Genomic DNA, 14,337 nt, shown 5'->3' on the forward strand with positions numbered 1-14,337 from the left:
CTTTCCGGAGTTCAGCGTGACACCCTTTCTTCCTGCTCCGCCGCCGTATGGTCGCGGTCGCGCCAGGCTTGTTCCCATCGCCGGGTCAGGGCCGGGTAGACGATGAGGTACCGGAAAGGCGCGATGGCGGCCATGTAGAGCCGCCCGAACCATCCGTTGGGCTTGACGAGGACGGCCATCCGCAGCTCATGGTCGCCGTTCGCGCCTTGAACCCAGCCGAGATGCATCACGGTGTGCACGGTCTTGTTCGCCAGCTCGCGAGCGCACTCCATGTCGAGCTCGTAGACCGCTTTGAGAGGCATCCTCTCGTCGTCCGGGCCGCGGGGAGCGTCGCGGACGTCGCTGGGCAGGCGGTCGCGAAGCGAGGCAACCCGCCCACCGACGCCCGCTGACGATTTGTCCCAGCCGAGGAGTGCGCCGAGCTTCCACCGAACGGCGAACAAGAACCTCGACGACCAGGGCTGCTTCGCGAGCCCGCCGGTAGCTCGCATCGCTGCGAGCATCGTCGGGAAGTCGCCGGGCCCGGCTCCGGGAGTGCGGAACGACCACACATCCTCGACCGAGAAGTCGCTCGTGAGTTCATGGATGCGCCACGGATGGGAGGTGTACGCGGTCTTCGGCAGGTTCACGAAAGCCCCCATTCGGCCATCATGACCATCAGCGTCATCTGGTCCAGCTGGGGTGTGGCGGCGGGGTCGAGTTCGCGGTAGCGGCGGTGGAGGTTGACCACGATCCGCTCGGCGTCCAGCCAGGTGGCGTACTCGTCGAGGTCCACCGCCGCGACCGCCTCGGAGAAGGACAGGCCGCGGGCGTGGGCGGCGTCCGCCTGCTCGACCACGTGGGTGAGGTAGCCGCGCACGGCGCGGATCCCGTCGGGGTCGGTGACCGGGCCGTGGCCCGGCACTATCGTGCCGGCGCCGGTGGCGATCATCTTGTCGCAGGCGGCGATCCAGTTGGCGATCGGGCCGCTCCACACGATCGGGGTGCCGCCGACGAACAGCAGGTCGCCCGCGAAGAGCACGCCCGCGTCCGGCACGTGCACGACGGAGTCGGCGGCGGTGTGGGCGGGGCCGAGGTTCAGCACGCGCACCTCGCGGCCGGCGACGTCCAGGGTGAGCTCCCCGTCATAGGTCACGTCGGGCAGCCGCAGGCGGATGCCGCTGAAGTCGAAGGCGGCGAAGCGTTCGCGGAAGTAGGAGGTCGCCGGGCCGATGTCCATGACCTGGGTGGCGGTCAGCATCTCAGGGGGCATCTCGTGCCGCATCTCCGCGCAGGTGGCCTCCGCGGCGACGATCTGCACGTGCTCGCCCAGCAGCTGGTTGCCGTGCGTGTGGTCGCCGTTGGAGTGGGTGATGACGGCGTGGGTGAGCGGGTGCCGATCGGTGATCGGACGCATGCCGCCGAGCATCTCGGCGGTCAGCGGCAGGTCGAACAGGGTGTCGACCAGGAGGGAGGCGCCCTCGCCCGCGACCAGTCCCGCGTTGCTCCAGCCGTACCCGCCGTCGGGCAGCAGCCAGGCCCACACGCCCGCGGCGACCTCGTGCAGGCCGCGGGTGTAGGGCAGTTTCGACGGGGCGCGGTTCACCCGCGGGAGTGGCGGCCGCCTGTCGGGGTTGTGCCGGGGCGTCAGCGGGTACGGCGCGGCGGACGCGCGGACGGTCTGGCGGGTACGGCCCAGCCCCTCGACTGTCAGCTCGACGACGTCGCCGTCCCGCAACCAGCCGGGGAAGGCGGTCGGATCGGCGAGGGACATGTGCTCGATGAGGCAGCAGCCGGGAACCGTGCCCGAGCCGAACACGTCACCGGGCACCAGGTCCACGCCGCGCGAGGCGTAGGAGATGACCTCGCCGAAGCTCCAGTCCATGGCGTCGGTACGGCCCGAGCCGATGGTCGCGCCGTTGACCTTCGCCTCGACCCGCAGGCCGAGCCTGCCACCGCGGCGGTACGGGTCGAGCTCGTCCGGGGTGACCAGGAACGGGCCGAGCGTGGTCGCGCCGTCCTTGCCCTTGGCCTGGCCGATGGCCAGCGGCGTCTCGCGCATCTGCAGGTCTCGGGCCGACCAGTCGTTGTAGATGGTGTAGCCGATGATGTGCTCCTCGGCCTGCTCCGGGGTGAGGTCTCGGCCGCCCGGGCCGATGACCGCGGCGATCTCCAGCTCGAAGTCGAACCAGGCGCTGCCGGGGGAGATCGCCACATCGTCGTGCGGGCCGACGATCGTCGAGGGGCAGGCGAAGTAGAAGGCCGGGATCTGGTACCAGGCGTCCTTGAGTGTGCGCGGCTGACCGGCGGCCTGCTGGCAGTTGCGCATGTGGTCCAGGAAGCACAGGCAGTCGCGGACCGAGGGCGGGCGCGGAATCGGCGGGCGCAGCCTGGCCTCGGCCAGCGGAACCGTCCGCGTCGCCGACACCAAGGCCGCTTCCCCGGCCGCCCGCAGTTCCTCCGCGCCCCGGCCGATGAGCTCGATCAGGCTCACGCCCGGCGCGACGGGGTGGATCCGGTCCTCGCCGATCACTCCGACGCGATCTCCGGTGGCCGTCGCGTAGGTCACCCAACGCATGGAGAACCTCCTTGGTCTCTATGTTGACCAACATAGGCTATATCGACGAGCATTTGCTCTGTCGTTCGGCATGGATGGTTCGATGTTTCGCATGGCCACGCGACGTATCGAGAGGACTCAGGAGAGCCGCCGGCTGCTGGCGACGGCCGCCGAGCTCTGCTGGCGGGGGCCGTCATCGGCGTTCACGTCCAGTGGCGGGTCGCTCCCGAGGCGGTGGCCCTCGAGGCCGTCCACGCCACGATCGGCGCCCTGCTGCCGGCGAGCCTCGGGCAGCCCTGACGCCGCGCCACCTTCCGGCTCGCGGCACCATCCGCTACCGGGCCCTCACCCGGTCTGCTGCGCCTCCACGAGAACCTTCCCGGCGTCGGTCCGGTAGTAGAACACGGATCGCCCGGCGCGTCGTCGCCGGATCAGGCCGGCGTCGAGCATGATCTTCAGGTGTCGGCCCACCGACCCCAGCCCCTGCCCGGTCAAGGCCACCAGCTGTGTCGTGGTCTTCGGGGTTTCGAGGAGGACGAGGACACCCGCTCGGGCCGGCCCGAGCAACTTGCCCAAGCTCTCGGGCGCCGACGCTCGGCCCGCCTCGGCCAGGATGCCCGAGCAGGGGTACACCACCGCGTGCCGGTGCGAGAGATCCCAGGAGAGCCAGCTTTGGCGTGGCGTCACGGGGACGAACATCAGCTGCGCTCCCGACAGTTCTCGCGGGGGGTGGTCATGCATGGTGATCTGCAGCCGGCTCTCCCCGAGCCACCGCATTCCGGGGCGCATGTCATCAAGAGCCGCCGCCCAGCCGCCGTGGCTCAGCTTCGCCGTACGCGTGATGATGTCGGCCTTGATGATTTCACGACGCCGCGGCCAGTACGGGAGCACCGCCTGTCCCCACACCCATTGCAGGAGGTCGGCGGTGCGTTCGGGTAGATCCGAACGACGCAACCGCGTGGGGAGCGGGCCGCAGAGGGATTCGGTGAGGTCGGCGCGGGCCGTCTCGGGCGGTGTCCGCCGGATACGCGCCAACTCCTGCTCGAAGGCGGGTTCGCTGTCGCCGGAGGGGGTGGGGGTGAGAAAGGTCGCGTTCCAGGTGCGGCCCAGGGCGGCCCGGATGAGCAGCGCGGTGATCGGGTCGTCGGACAGCCGTTGGCGGTAGGCGGGCAGGTGGGCGTCGAGCCACGCGCGCTCGCCCGGGTGCGCCGCCGTCGCTCGTTCCAGGGTCTTGAGGCTGGCGGTGGCCTCGGCCAGAGGAGAGACGACGAACCGGACCCCCGCGAGTGTGTCCGCGTTGACCTGCCACCAGCCCATCGTTACGCCTCCCGGCGAAACGGTACCGGTCCGACAAAATGATCACTGAGACTCCCTCCATGCGCACCTACCGCGAGCTCTTTCGCGCGCCGGAGTTCACACGCGACGGCTCGGGGACAGGCGTCAGGCGCGCTCCGCGAGCGTCCGGGCGAGGTCCACGACGACCGCGCGGCGGCGGGCCAGCGCCTGCTTGGCGTCCGGCTCGTCCCCTCTCCCGTGGACGGCTCACGGGCGTTCGTGGGAATCCCCTCTTCAACTCAGGAGGGAGGAGGTCAAGCTTTCGGCTCCTCGTCAGGGGCGTAGAAGGTGGTCGTGTTCCGGACGGCGGATGCGGCCTGCTCGGGGGTGGCGCCGGCGGCCTGGTGGGCCTCGCCCCACGCCTGGCTGCTGGCGGTGACGAAGCGCCTGCCCTCGTCGGTCAGCGCGAAGTCGCCCTCGTCGACCTTCGCCCCGCCCGCCAGGTGCAGGGACAGGCCGAGCAGCGCCAGGTCCCAGCCGACGCCGACCGCCCCCGGCCCGTACTCGTCCCACATCTCGGGCGGGACGGGGGCGGTGTGCTCCAGTGCGAACTCGGTGCCGTCGCCGTCCTGCGCCAGCCGCACCTCGACCTCGGAACCGTTGCCGCCGAACACCCAGGTGATCTTCAGTAGGGAGGGCGGCTCGCAGCGCAGGATCTCGCCGCCCGCGTTGCCCTCAAGCTGGTACGTGCCGCCGACCCGGAAGTCGCCGGTCACGGGGAGCATCCAGCGGCCGATGCGTTCGGGGTTGGTGCAGGCGTCCCACACGTCCTCGATCGCGGCGTCGTAGCGGCGGCGCACCGAGACGGACTTGGCCTCGCCGCTCTCGCTGAGCTTGCGCCGCGCGTTCGCTATCTCGTCGATGATGTCTTTCATGTGTGCTCGTTTCTCGGTGGTGATGACTCGCCCCTGGCACGCCGGCCGCGCGCGAGCTCTGTCGCCAGCGCGTCCAGCCGCTGTTCCCAGAAGCCGCGGAAACGCTCCAGCCACTGGTCGACCTCGCGGAGCGGGCCCGGCTCGATGGCGTACAGCCGCCGGGTGCCCTGCGCCCGCACGCTGGCGAACCCGTTGTCTCGCAACACCCGCAGGTGCTGCGAGACCGCCGGTTGGGAGATCCCGTGCTCGCGCTGGATCACCGCGGTGACCTCGCCGGAGCTCAGCTCGCCGTCGGCCAGCAGTTCCAGGATGCGTCGCCGGACCGGGTCGCCAAGGACGTCGAATGCATGCACTACCTGAGTTTTTCAGGCTGAGCTTATATAAGTCAAACCTGGTTCTTTGAGGCGAGCATGCCACGCAGGATGCGGTCGAGCACGACGGCGTCCTGCGGGTCGAGGTGCGAGGCCAGCCGCTGGAGGTTCGCGGCGTGCTCGGCGAGCACGACGTCGATCAGCTCGCGGCCCTTCGCGGTGAGGGAGACGCGGAAACTGCGGCGGTCGGCGGGGTCGAGGCTCCGCTCGACCAGCCCGGCCGCCTCCAGCCGGTCCAGCCGGTTGGTCATGCCCGCCCGCGACATCATCAGCACCGCCGACAGCTCCGACGGGATCAGCGTGTACGGCGGCCCGGACCTGCGCAGCGCCGAGAGCACGTCGAACTCGCCCTGACGCAGGCCGTGCCGGGTGAAGACGCGGTCGACCTCCGACTCGACCGCCCGGGTCACCAGGGCCAGCCGCGCGAAGACCCCCATGGGCGACAGATCGAGGTCCGGCCGCTCCCGCCTCCACTGCTCCATGACCAGGTCGATCGCGTCGCTCATGCGGCTACTCTATTTGGCGCGCGACAGCCGCAACATCACCGATCCCGGACGGCCCTGCCCAGCAGGGTGTCCTCGTCCGGAGAGAACGGCTTGGCCAGCTGGATCGGCACCTGCGCCATGAACCGAGGCCGGGTGCCGAAGTGCTGGTCGGCGGCGTGCACGGTGAACGGGTGCACCACGAAGGCGTCGCCCGGCTGCCCGGTGGCCCAGGCCAGCGGCCGGTCGCGGCTCACCTCGTCGAGCTGCGGCCCGAGCGCGAAGACGTCCTCCACCTGCTCCCCCAGGAGCCCGGCCACGTCGCGTTGCGAGCCCGCCCTGATGCGGGTCGGCGCGTCGTCCTGGCCGACCTCGGAGAACAGCAGGAGCAGCAGCAGCGTCTCGGGACGCCCGCTGACGCCCCAGCTGCCGTCGGGACGGACGGTGTTCAGGTCGATATGCCAGCCGCGGTCGTCGGCGGGCGGCACGTTCGGGAACCGGATCGGCACCATGCCCGCCGTGGGCCTCGGCAGCCACCGGCCGGCGCCCGCCACCGCGTCGAGCGCCGCGTGCAGCCGCGGGCTGCGCACGATCTCGCCGAACGGGCCCTCGCCGGTGCTGTCGCAGGCCCACACCACGGGCTTCCGCCATGCGGACGGCTCGTCCGGCGACAGGCCGATCTGCCGCCACAGCAGCTCCCTGGCCTGGTCACCCACCTCGCGCGGCACCACGGCCTCGACCTTGGCGAAACCATCGGCGACGAAACCTTCCACGTCAATGCTCTTCATGCCCGCCACGCTATTGGCGGTGTCCACCGATTTTGGGCCGCTTTGTGCCGCTTTGGGCCGCGCTAGGCTGAGCGCGCCCTGCTCGCCGAGCAGACCGCCACCCTTGACCGCCTGTCCGGCGGACGGTTCACGCTCGGCATCGGGGTCGGCGGGCGCGCGGACGACTTCCTGGCCACCGGGCTCGACGTGCACACCCGTGGCCGCAGGCTCGACGAGGTGATGCTGTACTGCTGGGCCTGCGACCCCGGCCAGATCGACCGCCTGGCCGGGGCTCTGCACGGCTGACCGCCGAGGCGGGTCAGCGGTTCAGGATCGGGACCAGCTGCTCCTCCTCGTAGTCCAGGTGGGCCTCCAGCTCGCCCGTGAGCCGTTCCACCTCCCGCAGGAGCTGGGCCGGGTCGGGTGCCTCGGTGGCGAGCAGTGCCTGCAGGTCGTCCAGCAGCCGCTTGACGACCTGGTGTTCCTCCCGCAGCCTGGCCAGGGCCGGAGCGAGGTCGGGGTACTGCTCGCCCAGGGCGCCGAACATGTGCCCGTCCTCGATGGTGTGGTGGTGTTCCAGGCCCTGGCAGAGGGTGAGGCAGTTGATGCGGAGCTGCGCCCCCAGCCCGGCGCCCGACTCCGCGACCTCCTTGCGGATCAGGGCGAGCTCTCTGCGGAACGCCCCGTGCACCAGCTTGAGGAAGTCGCCGTGCCGGGTGGCGTTCGGGGTCGCGTTCAGCGGGTTCAGCGCGATCACGGGGATGACGCGGCCGGCTTTGGCCTGGTAGTCGGCCCAGCCAGGGTCGGCTTCGACGGCCCTGGCGAAGGCGCGGTCACGCTCCGCGCCTTCCAGGGCCACAGCGTCCGCCTCGTAGGTGAAGGTGCCGTCCTCGACGGTGACCCGGGGGTTGGCGCGGATGTTGTGGTACCAGGCCGGGTGGCGCGGGGCGCCGCCCGCGGAGGCGATGACGAGCAGCCGCCCGTCACCGTCGTGCAGATAGCCGAGCGGGGTGGTGTGACGGGCGCCGGTCCTGGCGCCGGTGGTGGTCAGCAGGAGCAGCCTGGCTCCTTCGAACGGGGGCCCGACCTGGCCGTTGTCGGCGCGGAACCGGTCGATGATCTGCTGGTTGAAGTCCATGGGCATGCTTGAGCAAACTCTCCAGGGTGTGGCGGATTGGGGCGGCATTCAGCCACCGCACGCCGGCCCGGGGGCGGTCGGAAGAGAACACGACGAGAAGACCCGGGCACCGCAGGGGCGCGGGGACGACGCGCGGGGCGCGGTCAGATCAGGCGTTGCCAGTGAACAGAGAAGTCACGACATCATCCCCCTGCATCGGTGCCTCCATGCCGCCGCCGTCCTCCCGGCCGGCGACACGCGACGGGAAGATCCTACAAGGATCGTGCCGCGGTGTGTCGAAAGGGCGACGAGACGTTCACGACCGACGGCCCGTACGCCGAGGGCAAGGAGCACATCGGCGGGTTCACCGTCATCAGGGCGCCCGACCTCGACGTCGCGCTCGACTGGGCGCGCAAGCTGGCCACGGCGACCACGCTGCCGATCGAGGTGCGCCCCTTCCAGGACGGGGCCGACGGCTGATGCCCGACGCCGCGGAGATCGCGCACGCCTTCCTGGTGGCCGAGCCGACCATGGCGCAGCGGCTGGTCAGGGCCAAGGGCAAGATCCGCGACGCGGGCATCCCCTACCGCGTCCCGAACGAGGCCGACCTGCCCGGCCGCCTCCAGGCCGTGCTGGCCGTGATCTACCTGATCTTCAACGAGGGCTACACGGCACCTCTTCCACGCCGTCCGCGCGGACTTGCTGCGCCGCCTGGGCCGGGCCGCCGAGGCCGCGTCCGCGTACGAGGCGGCGATCGCCCGCACCGGGAACGCGGCGGAACGCGCCTTCCTCCACCAGGCCCGCGAGCGCCTCACCGGGCACCCCCGAGCTGCCGGGGGGCGTCGCTGACCTGCGAGGATGAGGTGATAGGTCGATTCCCCAGAGCCGTGGCCTGAGGAGGGACGACGGATGGCCAAGCTCCTGGCGGTCAACGTGGGTCTGCCCCAGGACGTCGCCTGGCAGGGCAGGACGGTCCACACAGGCGTGTGGAAGCACCCGGTCACCGGCCCCCGGATGGTGCGCCGGCTGAACATCGACGGAGACGGCCAGGGCGACCTCGTCGGGCACGGCGGCGAGCACCGCGCCGTGCTGGTGTACCAGATCGACTCCTACCGCTACTGGCAGGAACAGCTCGGACGCGACGACTTCGGCTACGGGCAGTTCGGCGAGAACTTCACCGTCGACGGCCTGCCGGACGACGAGGTCTGCATCGGCGACCGCTACCGGATCGGCGAGGCGCTGTTCGAGGTCACCCAGCCGCGCGTCACCTGCTACCGGGTGGGCCTGCGGATGGGCGAGCCGCAGATGGCCGCCCTGCTCGTCTCCCACCACCGTCCCGGGTTCTATCTCCGTGTCCTCACCGAAGGACTCGTGCAGGCGGGTGACGAGATCGTCAAGGTCGCCGCGGGCCCGGAGGCGATGACCGTCGCGGAGATCGACGACCTGCTCTACCTGCCGGGGCATCCCCGCGACCAGCTCGCCAGGTCGCTGCGCATCCCCGCGCTCAGCCCTGGCTGGCAGACCTCCCTGCGGGCGCTGCTCGACCAGGCGGAGGCCGCCCCCGGGCGGCCGACCGGCAACCCGGGGCTCACCTCCGCCGCCGGTCCCCCGCCGGCCTGGGACGGGTTCCGGCCGCTGGAGGTCACCCGCATCGACGCGGAGAGCACGAGCGTGTTCTCGCTGACGCTGGCCGCGCCCGACGGCTCACCGCTGCCGTTCGCGCCCGCTGGGCAGTTCCTCACCGTCAAGCTGCGCGCGGGCGGTGGCGCTCCTCCGCTCGTCCGCAGCTACTCGATGTCCGGCCCGCCGGGAGCGGCGCGGTACCGCATCAGCGTCAAGCAGGAACCGCACGGCGCCGCCAGCAGCCACCTCCGCACGCGCGTACGCGTCGGCGACGTCCTGGACTTCGCCGCGCCGCGCGGCTCCTTCACCCTGAAGAGCGGCGACAACCCGGTCCTGCTGGTGTCGGCGGGCATCGGCGCCACCCCCGTCCTCGCCATGCTGCACGCGCTCGCCGCCGAACGCTCCACGCGCGAGGTGTGGTGGCTGTACGGGGCGCGCGACGGCGCGGAGCACCCCTTCGCCCAGGAGAGCCACGACCTGCTGTCCGGGCTCGCGAACGCGCACGAGTGGATCTGCTACAGCCGTCCGGCGCCCGGCGACCGCGAGGGCGTCGACTACGGAACCGCGGGACGGCTGTCCGTGGATCTGCTCGGCCGCTTCGGCGTTCCCCGCGGCGCCGACGCCTACCTGTGCGGCCCTCCCGGGTTCATGCGGGAGTTCCCCGCCGCGCTCGCCGCCTCGGACCTCGCCCCCGCCAGCGTCCGCACGGAGATCTTCGGGGCGGGGCCGCCCCTGACGCCCGGCCTGACCGGCGTCTCCACGAAGCCGGTGCACCCGCCCGCGGGCCCGCCCGGCACGGGGCCGGCGGTCGCGTTCGCGCGCAGCGGGCTCACCGTCGGCTGGGACCCGTCCTACTCGAGCCTGCTGGAGCTCGCGGAGGCGTGCGACGTGCCCACCCGCTGGTCATGCCGTACCGGTGTCTGCCACAACTGTGAAAGCGGCCTGCTGTCGGGCGGCGTCGCCTACTCGCCCGAGCCCGTGGACCCGCCCGCCGCCGGGAACGTCCTGATCTGCTGCTCCCGGCCCCGAGGCGACGTCGTCCTCGATCTCTAGGCGCCGAGCCGCTTGTAGAAGAAGCTGCAGTCCTGGAGGACGCCGCCGGGGTCGGCGGCGTAGCCGGGGACGATGCCGTAGCGGGTCCAGCCGTCGGCGAGGTAGAGGTGTTCGGCCGGGCTGCCGGCCTCGGTGTCGAGGAGCAGGAGGGTGACCCCGGCGTCGAGCGCGGCCTGCTCGGCGGTGGCCAGCAGGGCGCGGGCCAGCCCCTGGCCGCGGGCGTCGCGGCGGACCATCAGCTTGACGATCTCGGCGCGGTGCCGGCCGTTGGGCTTGCGGACCAGGGCGAGGCTGATGGTGGCGTCGATGCGCGCGGTGCCGCGACAGGCCCAGACGGCGAGGTCACCGCCGGCCACGGCCGGAGCCTGCGCGTGCCACCAGACGACGGCCGACGCCTGGTCGAAGGGGCTCAGGAAGCCCAGGGAGGCGCCGCCCTCGACGGTGTGGGCCAGGAGGTCCGCGAGGTCGTCGACGCTGTCGGAGAACGCGTCGGCGGACAGGCGGTCGATGGTGTGCATGGGTGCGCTTCCTTCGGTGGCAGGGCAGGCGGACGGCGGTGTCACGGCAGGACGATCAGCAGCGCGTAACGCACCGGATCGGGGCCGGGGCAGCGGAACCGCGAAGGCCCCCACAGCCGGAAGCGCAGGCAGTCGCCCGCCGTCACCTCGTGCGTGTGGCCGTTGGCGGCGATCTCCACGGCCCCTTCCAGAACCCAGATGTGCTGCTCAAGCCCCGGGACCGGCGGGGTGTCGTAGGCGATGTCCGCGCCTGGACGCAGCCTCGCCTCGACGAGTTCGCCGCGCAGACCCGCGTGGGGAGGGGATACCGACCTGCGCTCGAACCCCGACGCCTCGTCCCGCCACACCAGTTGCGCCGCCGCGCGCACCACCTGCGGAGGTTCCGACTCCACCTCTGCCAGCAACCGCGACATCGTCCGCTCGTAGACCGCGCACAGCCTGCCCAGCAGCGCGGCCGTCGGGCTGATCTCGGCGCGTTCCAGGCGCGACAGCGTCGAACGGCTGATGTCGGCCCGCCGCGCCAGGTCGTCCAGTGACCAGCCGCGCTCCGTCCGCAGCTCCGCCAGGCGCGCGGCGAGCCGCTCCTCCACCTCTCTCATATTGGAGACGATATCCCGTATGTGGGACAGGAAGTCAAGCGCGATGCCGCCGCCGCCAGTACGCGACGGTAACGGCTCCCAGTAGCGGCCCCCACAGCAGCAACGGCGCGTAGGCCGCGACGGCCAGCAGCCCCTGCCAGTCGTGGACGTTCAGCGGGAAGTCCGCCGGAAGCGGGCGGCCGTGGACGTCGAGCCCGAGGGTGACGATGACCGCCGCCAGCGTCCACATGCACGTCAGCGCGACGGCACCCGCGGCGGCGGGGACGACGGCGGCGAGCGCCGGCACCCTCCGCCCGCGCAGGCCCGGAATCCAGCGCGGGAACACCTCCCCCCACCTGGAGATCAGCCCGACGGCCGTGAACGCCACCAGCTCGGAGAAGACCGACAACACCACCACGTACAGCTCTACCGGCAGCCACGAGGGGATCTCTCCGGGGCCCTGCTCACCACGGGCGATCGGCAGGTGGAAGGTGACCGCGGCGATCCGCCAGACGCTGGACGGCAACACGGTGAACGGGATGGTGTAGGCGGCGATCCGCGCCCAGCGCGGAACCCCGTCCACGGGGGCGTGCGCGGCCGTCCAGGCGGCGCGCAGCCTCCCGGACGGTGGCGCTTCGGTGAGGGTGGTCATCACGATCCTTCAGGCCGCGGGCATGGCCTGCCCGGTCTGAATCCGAAGATCGCAGCCACTCCGGGCCCTGGTCATCCCCCACGCGAGGGAGACGGCCCACCGATCGGATGATCAGCGCAGCCGGCGCGTTCGGTGGTCGAAGCCCCATGCGCTCTGGACAGGCCCGGCGGCACGTCAGCGGGCGTTGTGGAAGATGACGCCCAGAACGTTGCGACGGCCGGATTCGACGCTGCCGGTCCTGTGACGCATCGGATCGCGGCGGTAGCCGTGGCTCCCCCGCACCGGGCGGTGCCGCACCGGGAAGATCATGCCCTGGCCCAGACGCGGCTTGACGACGATCGCGCGTGACTGGGAACGGGGCCGCTGCTCGACGAAGACGTTCTCGCCGCCGGTGAAGTCCCGGCCGGGCTCGTTGAGCATGACGGCGAGCTGCAACGGGAACACGACCTCGCCGTAGACGTCCTGGTGCAGGCAGGCGTGGTCGCCGGGGCCGTAGCGCAGGATCAGCGGCGTCGGACGGAGCTGGCCGTTCGCGGCGCACTCGGCGACCAGCCCGGCGTGCTCGAGCGGGAAGGTCCGTTCGCCGAGCTGGGCGGCCCACTGGTTGGCGATCCACGCCAGCGGCGGGTACAGCGACTCGCGCAACGTCCTGATCAGCTCCGGGAGCGGGTCGGCGTAGTACCGGTAGGTGCCGCGGCCGAACCCGTGGCGCTGCATCACGACGGTGCTGCGGAACAGTTCGGGCTGGTCGAAGGTGGCGGCGAGGTCGGCGCACTGGGCCGGCGACAGCAGCGGCGGCGTGACGGCGACGCCGTCGCCGTCGAGCTGATGGTGGAGGTCGCCCCAGTCCAGGTCGCCGAGCGCGGGCAGGTCGGGGTGGTGCGGGATCGCCGGCGCCTCGCCGTACAGCGGGAGCATGGTGCGGGACTCCTTGCCTGTCGTTTCGTGGAGCGGCGCCGGTCGGCGCCGCCTGAGCGTATGGTCGGCTCGCCGCCGTGTCTGGCGGGAAAGAGACCTCACGGCCGGAGCTGTCACATTCCAGGGCGCTGTCCCGTCCTGGTGGTGACGGACGGAGGCGTCCGGACCCCGCTGCTGACGTACGAAAGAGAACAAAGCATGAGCAACCTCAACGACCTGCGCTCCCGTGTCCGCGGCTCCGTGGTGCTGGAGGGGGACGGCGGCTTCGAGCAGGCCCGCAGGCCGTGGAACCTGGCCGTCGAGCAGCCGGTGGCGGCGGTGGTCGAGGCCGCCGACGCCGACGACGTGGCGGCGCTGGTCCGTTACGCCCGCGCCGCGGGGCTGACGGTGTCGGCCCAGCCCAACGGCCACGGCGCCACGGGCGACGTGGCCGGAGTGATCCTCCTGCGCACCCGCAAGCTGGACGAGCTCCGGGTGGACGCCGACGCCCGCACGGCCCGCGTCGGCGCGGGCGTGGCCTGGGGGCAGGTGCAGGCCGTGGCCGCCCCGCACGGCCTGACCGGGCTGCCGGGCAGCTCGCCGGTGGTCAGCGTGGTCGGTTACACCCTCGGCGGCGGGCTCAGCTGGTTCGGCCGCAGGCACGGATGGGCCGCCGACAGCGTCACCGCCTTCGAGATCGTCGACGCCGACGGGAACCAGGCCCGGGTCACCGCCGACTCCGACGCCGACCTGTTCTGGGCGCTGCGCGGCGGCGGTGGCGACTACGCGCTGGTCACCGCGATGGAGTTCGACCTGCACCCCGCGCCCGCCCTGTACGGCGGTCGCCTGCTCTGGCCCGCCGAGCAGGCGCCGCAGGCGCTCGACACCTTCCGCCGGATCACCGCGGACGCGCCCGAGGAGCTGACCCTGTGGCTGAGCCTGGTGCAGTTCCCCGGCTCGGCCCCGATGGTGGCCGTGGACACCACCTACCTGGGCGGCGCGGCCGAGGCGCAGGCGCTGCTGCGTCCGCTCGACCAGGTCGGCACCCCGCTGTCGGACAGCCGGAAGGTCATGCCGGTCGCCGAGCTGGGCTCCATCACCGGCGAGCCGACGGACCCCTCGCCCGGTCTGTCGCGCGCCGAGCTGCTGACCGACCTGGACGACGCGGTCGCCAAGATCCTTCTTGCGGACCCGATCGCGCCCCTGATGGGCGTGCAGCTCCGGCACCTGGGCGGCGCGTTCGCCCGGCCCTCCGACAGCCCCCACGGCCCGCTGACCGAGGGCTACTCCCTCTACATGTTCGGCGTGCCGTTCGCTCCCGACGTCGCCGCGGGCATCCGCGGCAGAGGGCGGCAGCTGTCCGAAGCGCTGGCCCCGTACGTGAGCGGGCGCAAGCCCTTCACCTACCTGGCGTCCGACGAGACGGCGGCGACCGCGTTCTCCCCCGGCACGCTGGCCCGGCTGCGGGAGATCAAGGAGCGGCGTGACCCCCGCGGGGTCATCCGCAGCAACTTCCCCGTGTCGGCCTGACAG

General features: G+C 72.0%; 16 protein-coding genes and 1 pseudogene. 5 read left to right on the forward strand and 12 right to left on the reverse strand.

Annotated features, from left to right (window positions below):
• Positions 1 to 11: 11 nt before the first annotated feature.
• From ABZ297_RS16280 to ABZ297_RS16310, 7 genes are all read right to left on the reverse strand, one after another.
• Positions 12 to 641 carry a DUF2867 domain-containing protein gene (locus tag ABZ297_RS16280; RefSeq protein WP_355345828.1) on the reverse strand — a complete coding sequence of 210 codons (630 nt, stop codon included), beginning with the start codon at positions 639 to 641 and terminating at the stop codon, positions 12 to 14.
• Positions 626 to 2,557, reverse strand: a complete 1,932-nt coding sequence (locus ABZ297_RS16285; protein WP_355345831.1) for a fumarylacetoacetate hydrolase family protein — start codon at positions 2,555 to 2,557, stop codon at positions 626 to 628. Before ABZ297_RS16285 ends, ABZ297_RS16280 begins: the two co-directional genes overlap by 16 nt.
• 324 nt (positions 2,558 to 2,881) lie before the next feature.
• Positions 2,882 to 3,853 carry a winged helix-turn-helix domain-containing protein gene (locus ABZ297_RS16290; RefSeq protein ID WP_355345834.1) on the reverse strand — a complete coding sequence of 324 codons (972 nt, stop codon included), beginning with the start codon at positions 3,851 to 3,853 and terminating at the stop codon, positions 2,882 to 2,884.
• 272 nt (positions 3,854 to 4,125) lie between these two features.
• On the reverse strand, positions 4,126 to 4,746 hold the full coding sequence (locus ABZ297_RS16295) for an SRPBCC family protein (RefSeq protein ID WP_355345837.1): 621 nt from the start codon (positions 4,744 to 4,746) through the stop codon (positions 4,126 to 4,128).
• Positions 4,743 to 5,099, reverse strand: a complete 357-nt coding sequence (locus ABZ297_RS16300) for a metalloregulator ArsR/SmtB family transcription factor (protein ID WP_355345840.1) — start codon at positions 5,097 to 5,099, stop codon at positions 4,743 to 4,745. The genes ABZ297_RS16295 and ABZ297_RS16300 overlap by 4 nt, the downstream gene beginning before the upstream one ends.
• 32 nt (positions 5,100 to 5,131) lie before the next feature.
• Positions 5,132 to 5,623 (reverse strand): MarR family transcriptional regulator, encoded by a 492-nt coding sequence (locus ABZ297_RS16305; RefSeq protein ID WP_355345843.1) that lies wholly within the window; start codon positions 5,621 to 5,623, stop codon positions 5,132 to 5,134.
• Between the two features lie 35 nt (positions 5,624 to 5,658).
• Positions 5,659 to 6,387: a phytanoyl-CoA dioxygenase gene (locus tag ABZ297_RS16310; protein WP_355345846.1), complete on the reverse strand. Its 729-nt coding sequence runs from the start codon at positions 6,385 to 6,387 to the stop codon at positions 5,659 to 5,661.
• A 78-nt stretch (positions 6,388 to 6,465) separates the two neighbouring features.
• On the opposite strand from ABZ297_RS16310, the gene ABZ297_RS16315 reads away from it, so the two are divergent.
• The gene (locus tag ABZ297_RS16315) at positions 6,466 to 6,672 is read left to right on the forward strand and encodes an LLM class flavin-dependent oxidoreductase (RefSeq protein ID WP_355345935.1); all 207 of its coding nucleotides are present in this window, start codon (positions 6,466 to 6,468) and stop codon (positions 6,670 to 6,672) included.
• Between the two features lie 13 nt (positions 6,673 to 6,685).
• Here ABZ297_RS16315 and ABZ297_RS16320 read toward each other — a convergent pair whose 3' ends face one another.
• A complete protein-coding gene (locus tag ABZ297_RS16320; protein ID WP_355345849.1) occupies positions 6,686 to 7,504 on the reverse strand; it encodes a nitroreductase/quinone reductase family protein in 819 nt (272 codons plus the stop codon).
• Between the two features lie 270 nt (positions 7,505 to 7,774).
• Between ABZ297_RS16320 and ABZ297_RS16325 the strand changes: the two genes are divergently transcribed.
• From ABZ297_RS16325 to ABZ297_RS16335, 3 genes and pseudogenes are all read left to right on the forward strand, one after another.
• Positions 7,775 to 7,963 (forward strand): YciI family protein, encoded by a 189-nt coding sequence (locus ABZ297_RS16325; RefSeq protein ID WP_355345851.1) that lies wholly within the window; start codon positions 7,775 to 7,777, stop codon positions 7,961 to 7,963.
• Between the two features lie 11 nt (positions 7,964 to 7,974).
• Positions 7,975 to 8,157, forward strand: a pseudogene (locus ABZ297_RS16330) (RNA polymerase sigma factor); the annotation flags it as partial.
• 235 nt (positions 8,158 to 8,392) lie between these two features.
• Complete coding sequence (locus ABZ297_RS16335; protein WP_355345854.1) at positions 8,393 to 10,159, forward strand: MOSC and FAD-binding oxidoreductase domain-containing protein; 1,767 nt, start codon at positions 8,393 to 8,395, stop codon at positions 10,157 to 10,159.
• Here the strand turns inward: ABZ297_RS16335 and ABZ297_RS16340 are convergent.
• From ABZ297_RS16340 to ABZ297_RS16355, 4 genes are all read right to left on the reverse strand, one after another.
• Positions 10,156 to 10,677, reverse strand: coding sequence for a GNAT family N-acetyltransferase (locus ABZ297_RS16340; RefSeq protein WP_355345857.1), 522 nt, complete (start codon positions 10,675 to 10,677; stop codon positions 10,156 to 10,158). The two genes, ABZ297_RS16335 and ABZ297_RS16340, sit on opposite strands and share 4 nt — an antisense overlap.
• Before the next feature lie 41 nt (positions 10,678 to 10,718).
• Entirely contained in the window at positions 10,719 to 11,276 is a 558-nt protein-coding gene (locus ABZ297_RS16345) for an XRE family transcriptional regulator (RefSeq protein WP_355345860.1), read from the reverse strand.
• Positions 11,277 to 11,310: 34 nt separating this feature from the next.
• Entirely contained in the window at positions 11,311 to 11,907 is a 597-nt protein-coding gene (locus tag ABZ297_RS16350; RefSeq protein ID WP_355345863.1) for a hypothetical protein, read from the reverse strand.
• Positions 11,908 to 12,081: 174 nt separating this feature from the next.
• A complete protein-coding gene (locus tag ABZ297_RS16355) occupies positions 12,082 to 12,825 on the reverse strand; it encodes a 2OG-Fe(II) oxygenase (protein ID WP_355345866.1) in 744 nt (247 codons plus the stop codon).
• Between the two features lie 198 nt (positions 12,826 to 13,023).
• Between ABZ297_RS16355 and ABZ297_RS16360 the strand changes: the two genes are divergently transcribed.
• Positions 13,024 to 14,334: an FAD-binding oxidoreductase gene (locus tag ABZ297_RS16360; RefSeq protein ID WP_355345869.1), complete on the forward strand. Its 1,311-nt coding sequence runs from the start codon at positions 13,024 to 13,026 to the stop codon at positions 14,332 to 14,334.
• The last annotated feature ends 3 nt before the right edge of the window (positions 14,335 to 14,337 follow it).

It is taken from the genome of Nonomuraea sp. NPDC005983, from assembly GCF_040614375.1.
Lineage (GTDB): Bacteria > Actinomycetota > Actinomycetes > Streptosporangiales > Streptosporangiaceae > Nonomuraea.

Coding starts and splice junctions, on each gene's coding strand:
- ABZ297_RS16280 (WP_355345828.1), bottom strand. CDS start 641: ATGGGGGCTTTCGTGAACCTGCCGAAGACCGCGTACACCTCCCATCCG.
- ABZ297_RS16285 (WP_355345831.1), bottom strand. CDS start 2,557: ATGCGTTGGGTGACCTACGCGACGGCCACCGGAGATCGCGTCGGAGTG.
- ABZ297_RS16290 (WP_355345834.1), bottom strand. CDS start 3,853: ATGGGCTGGTGGCAGGTCAACGCGGACACACTCGCGGGGGTCCGGTTC.
- ABZ297_RS16295 (WP_355345837.1), bottom strand. CDS start 4,746: ATGAAAGACATCATCGACGAGATAGCGAACGCGCGGCGCAAGCTCAGC.
- ABZ297_RS16305 (WP_355345843.1), bottom strand. CDS start 5,623: ATGAGCGACGCGATCGACCTGGTCATGGAGCAGTGGAGGCGGGAGCGG.
- ABZ297_RS16310 (WP_355345846.1), bottom strand. CDS start 6,387: ATGAAGAGCATTGACGTGGAAGGTTTCGTCGCCGATGGTTTCGCCAAG.
- ABZ297_RS16320 (WP_355345849.1), bottom strand. CDS start 7,504: ATGGACTTCAACCAGCAGATCATCGACCGGTTCCGCGCCGACAACGGC.
- ABZ297_RS16335 (WP_355345854.1), top strand. CDS start 8,393: ATGGCCAAGCTCCTGGCGGTCAACGTGGGTCTGCCCCAGGACGTCGCC.
- ABZ297_RS16340 (WP_355345857.1), bottom strand. CDS start 10,677: ATGCACACCATCGACCGCCTGTCCGCCGACGCGTTCTCCGACAGCGTC.
- ABZ297_RS16345 (WP_355345860.1), bottom strand. CDS start 11,276: ATGAGAGAGGTGGAGGAGCGGCTCGCCGCGCGCCTGGCGGAGCTGCGG.
- ABZ297_RS16350 (WP_355345863.1), bottom strand. CDS start 11,907: ATGACCACCCTCACCGAAGCGCCACCGTCCGGGAGGCTGCGCGCCGCC.
- ABZ297_RS16355 (WP_355345866.1), bottom strand. CDS start 12,825: ATGCTCCCGCTGTACGGCGAGGCGCCGGCGATCCCGCACCACCCCGAC.
- ABZ297_RS16360 (WP_355345869.1), top strand. CDS start 13,024: ATGAGCAACCTCAACGACCTGCGCTCCCGTGTCCGCGGCTCCGTGGTG.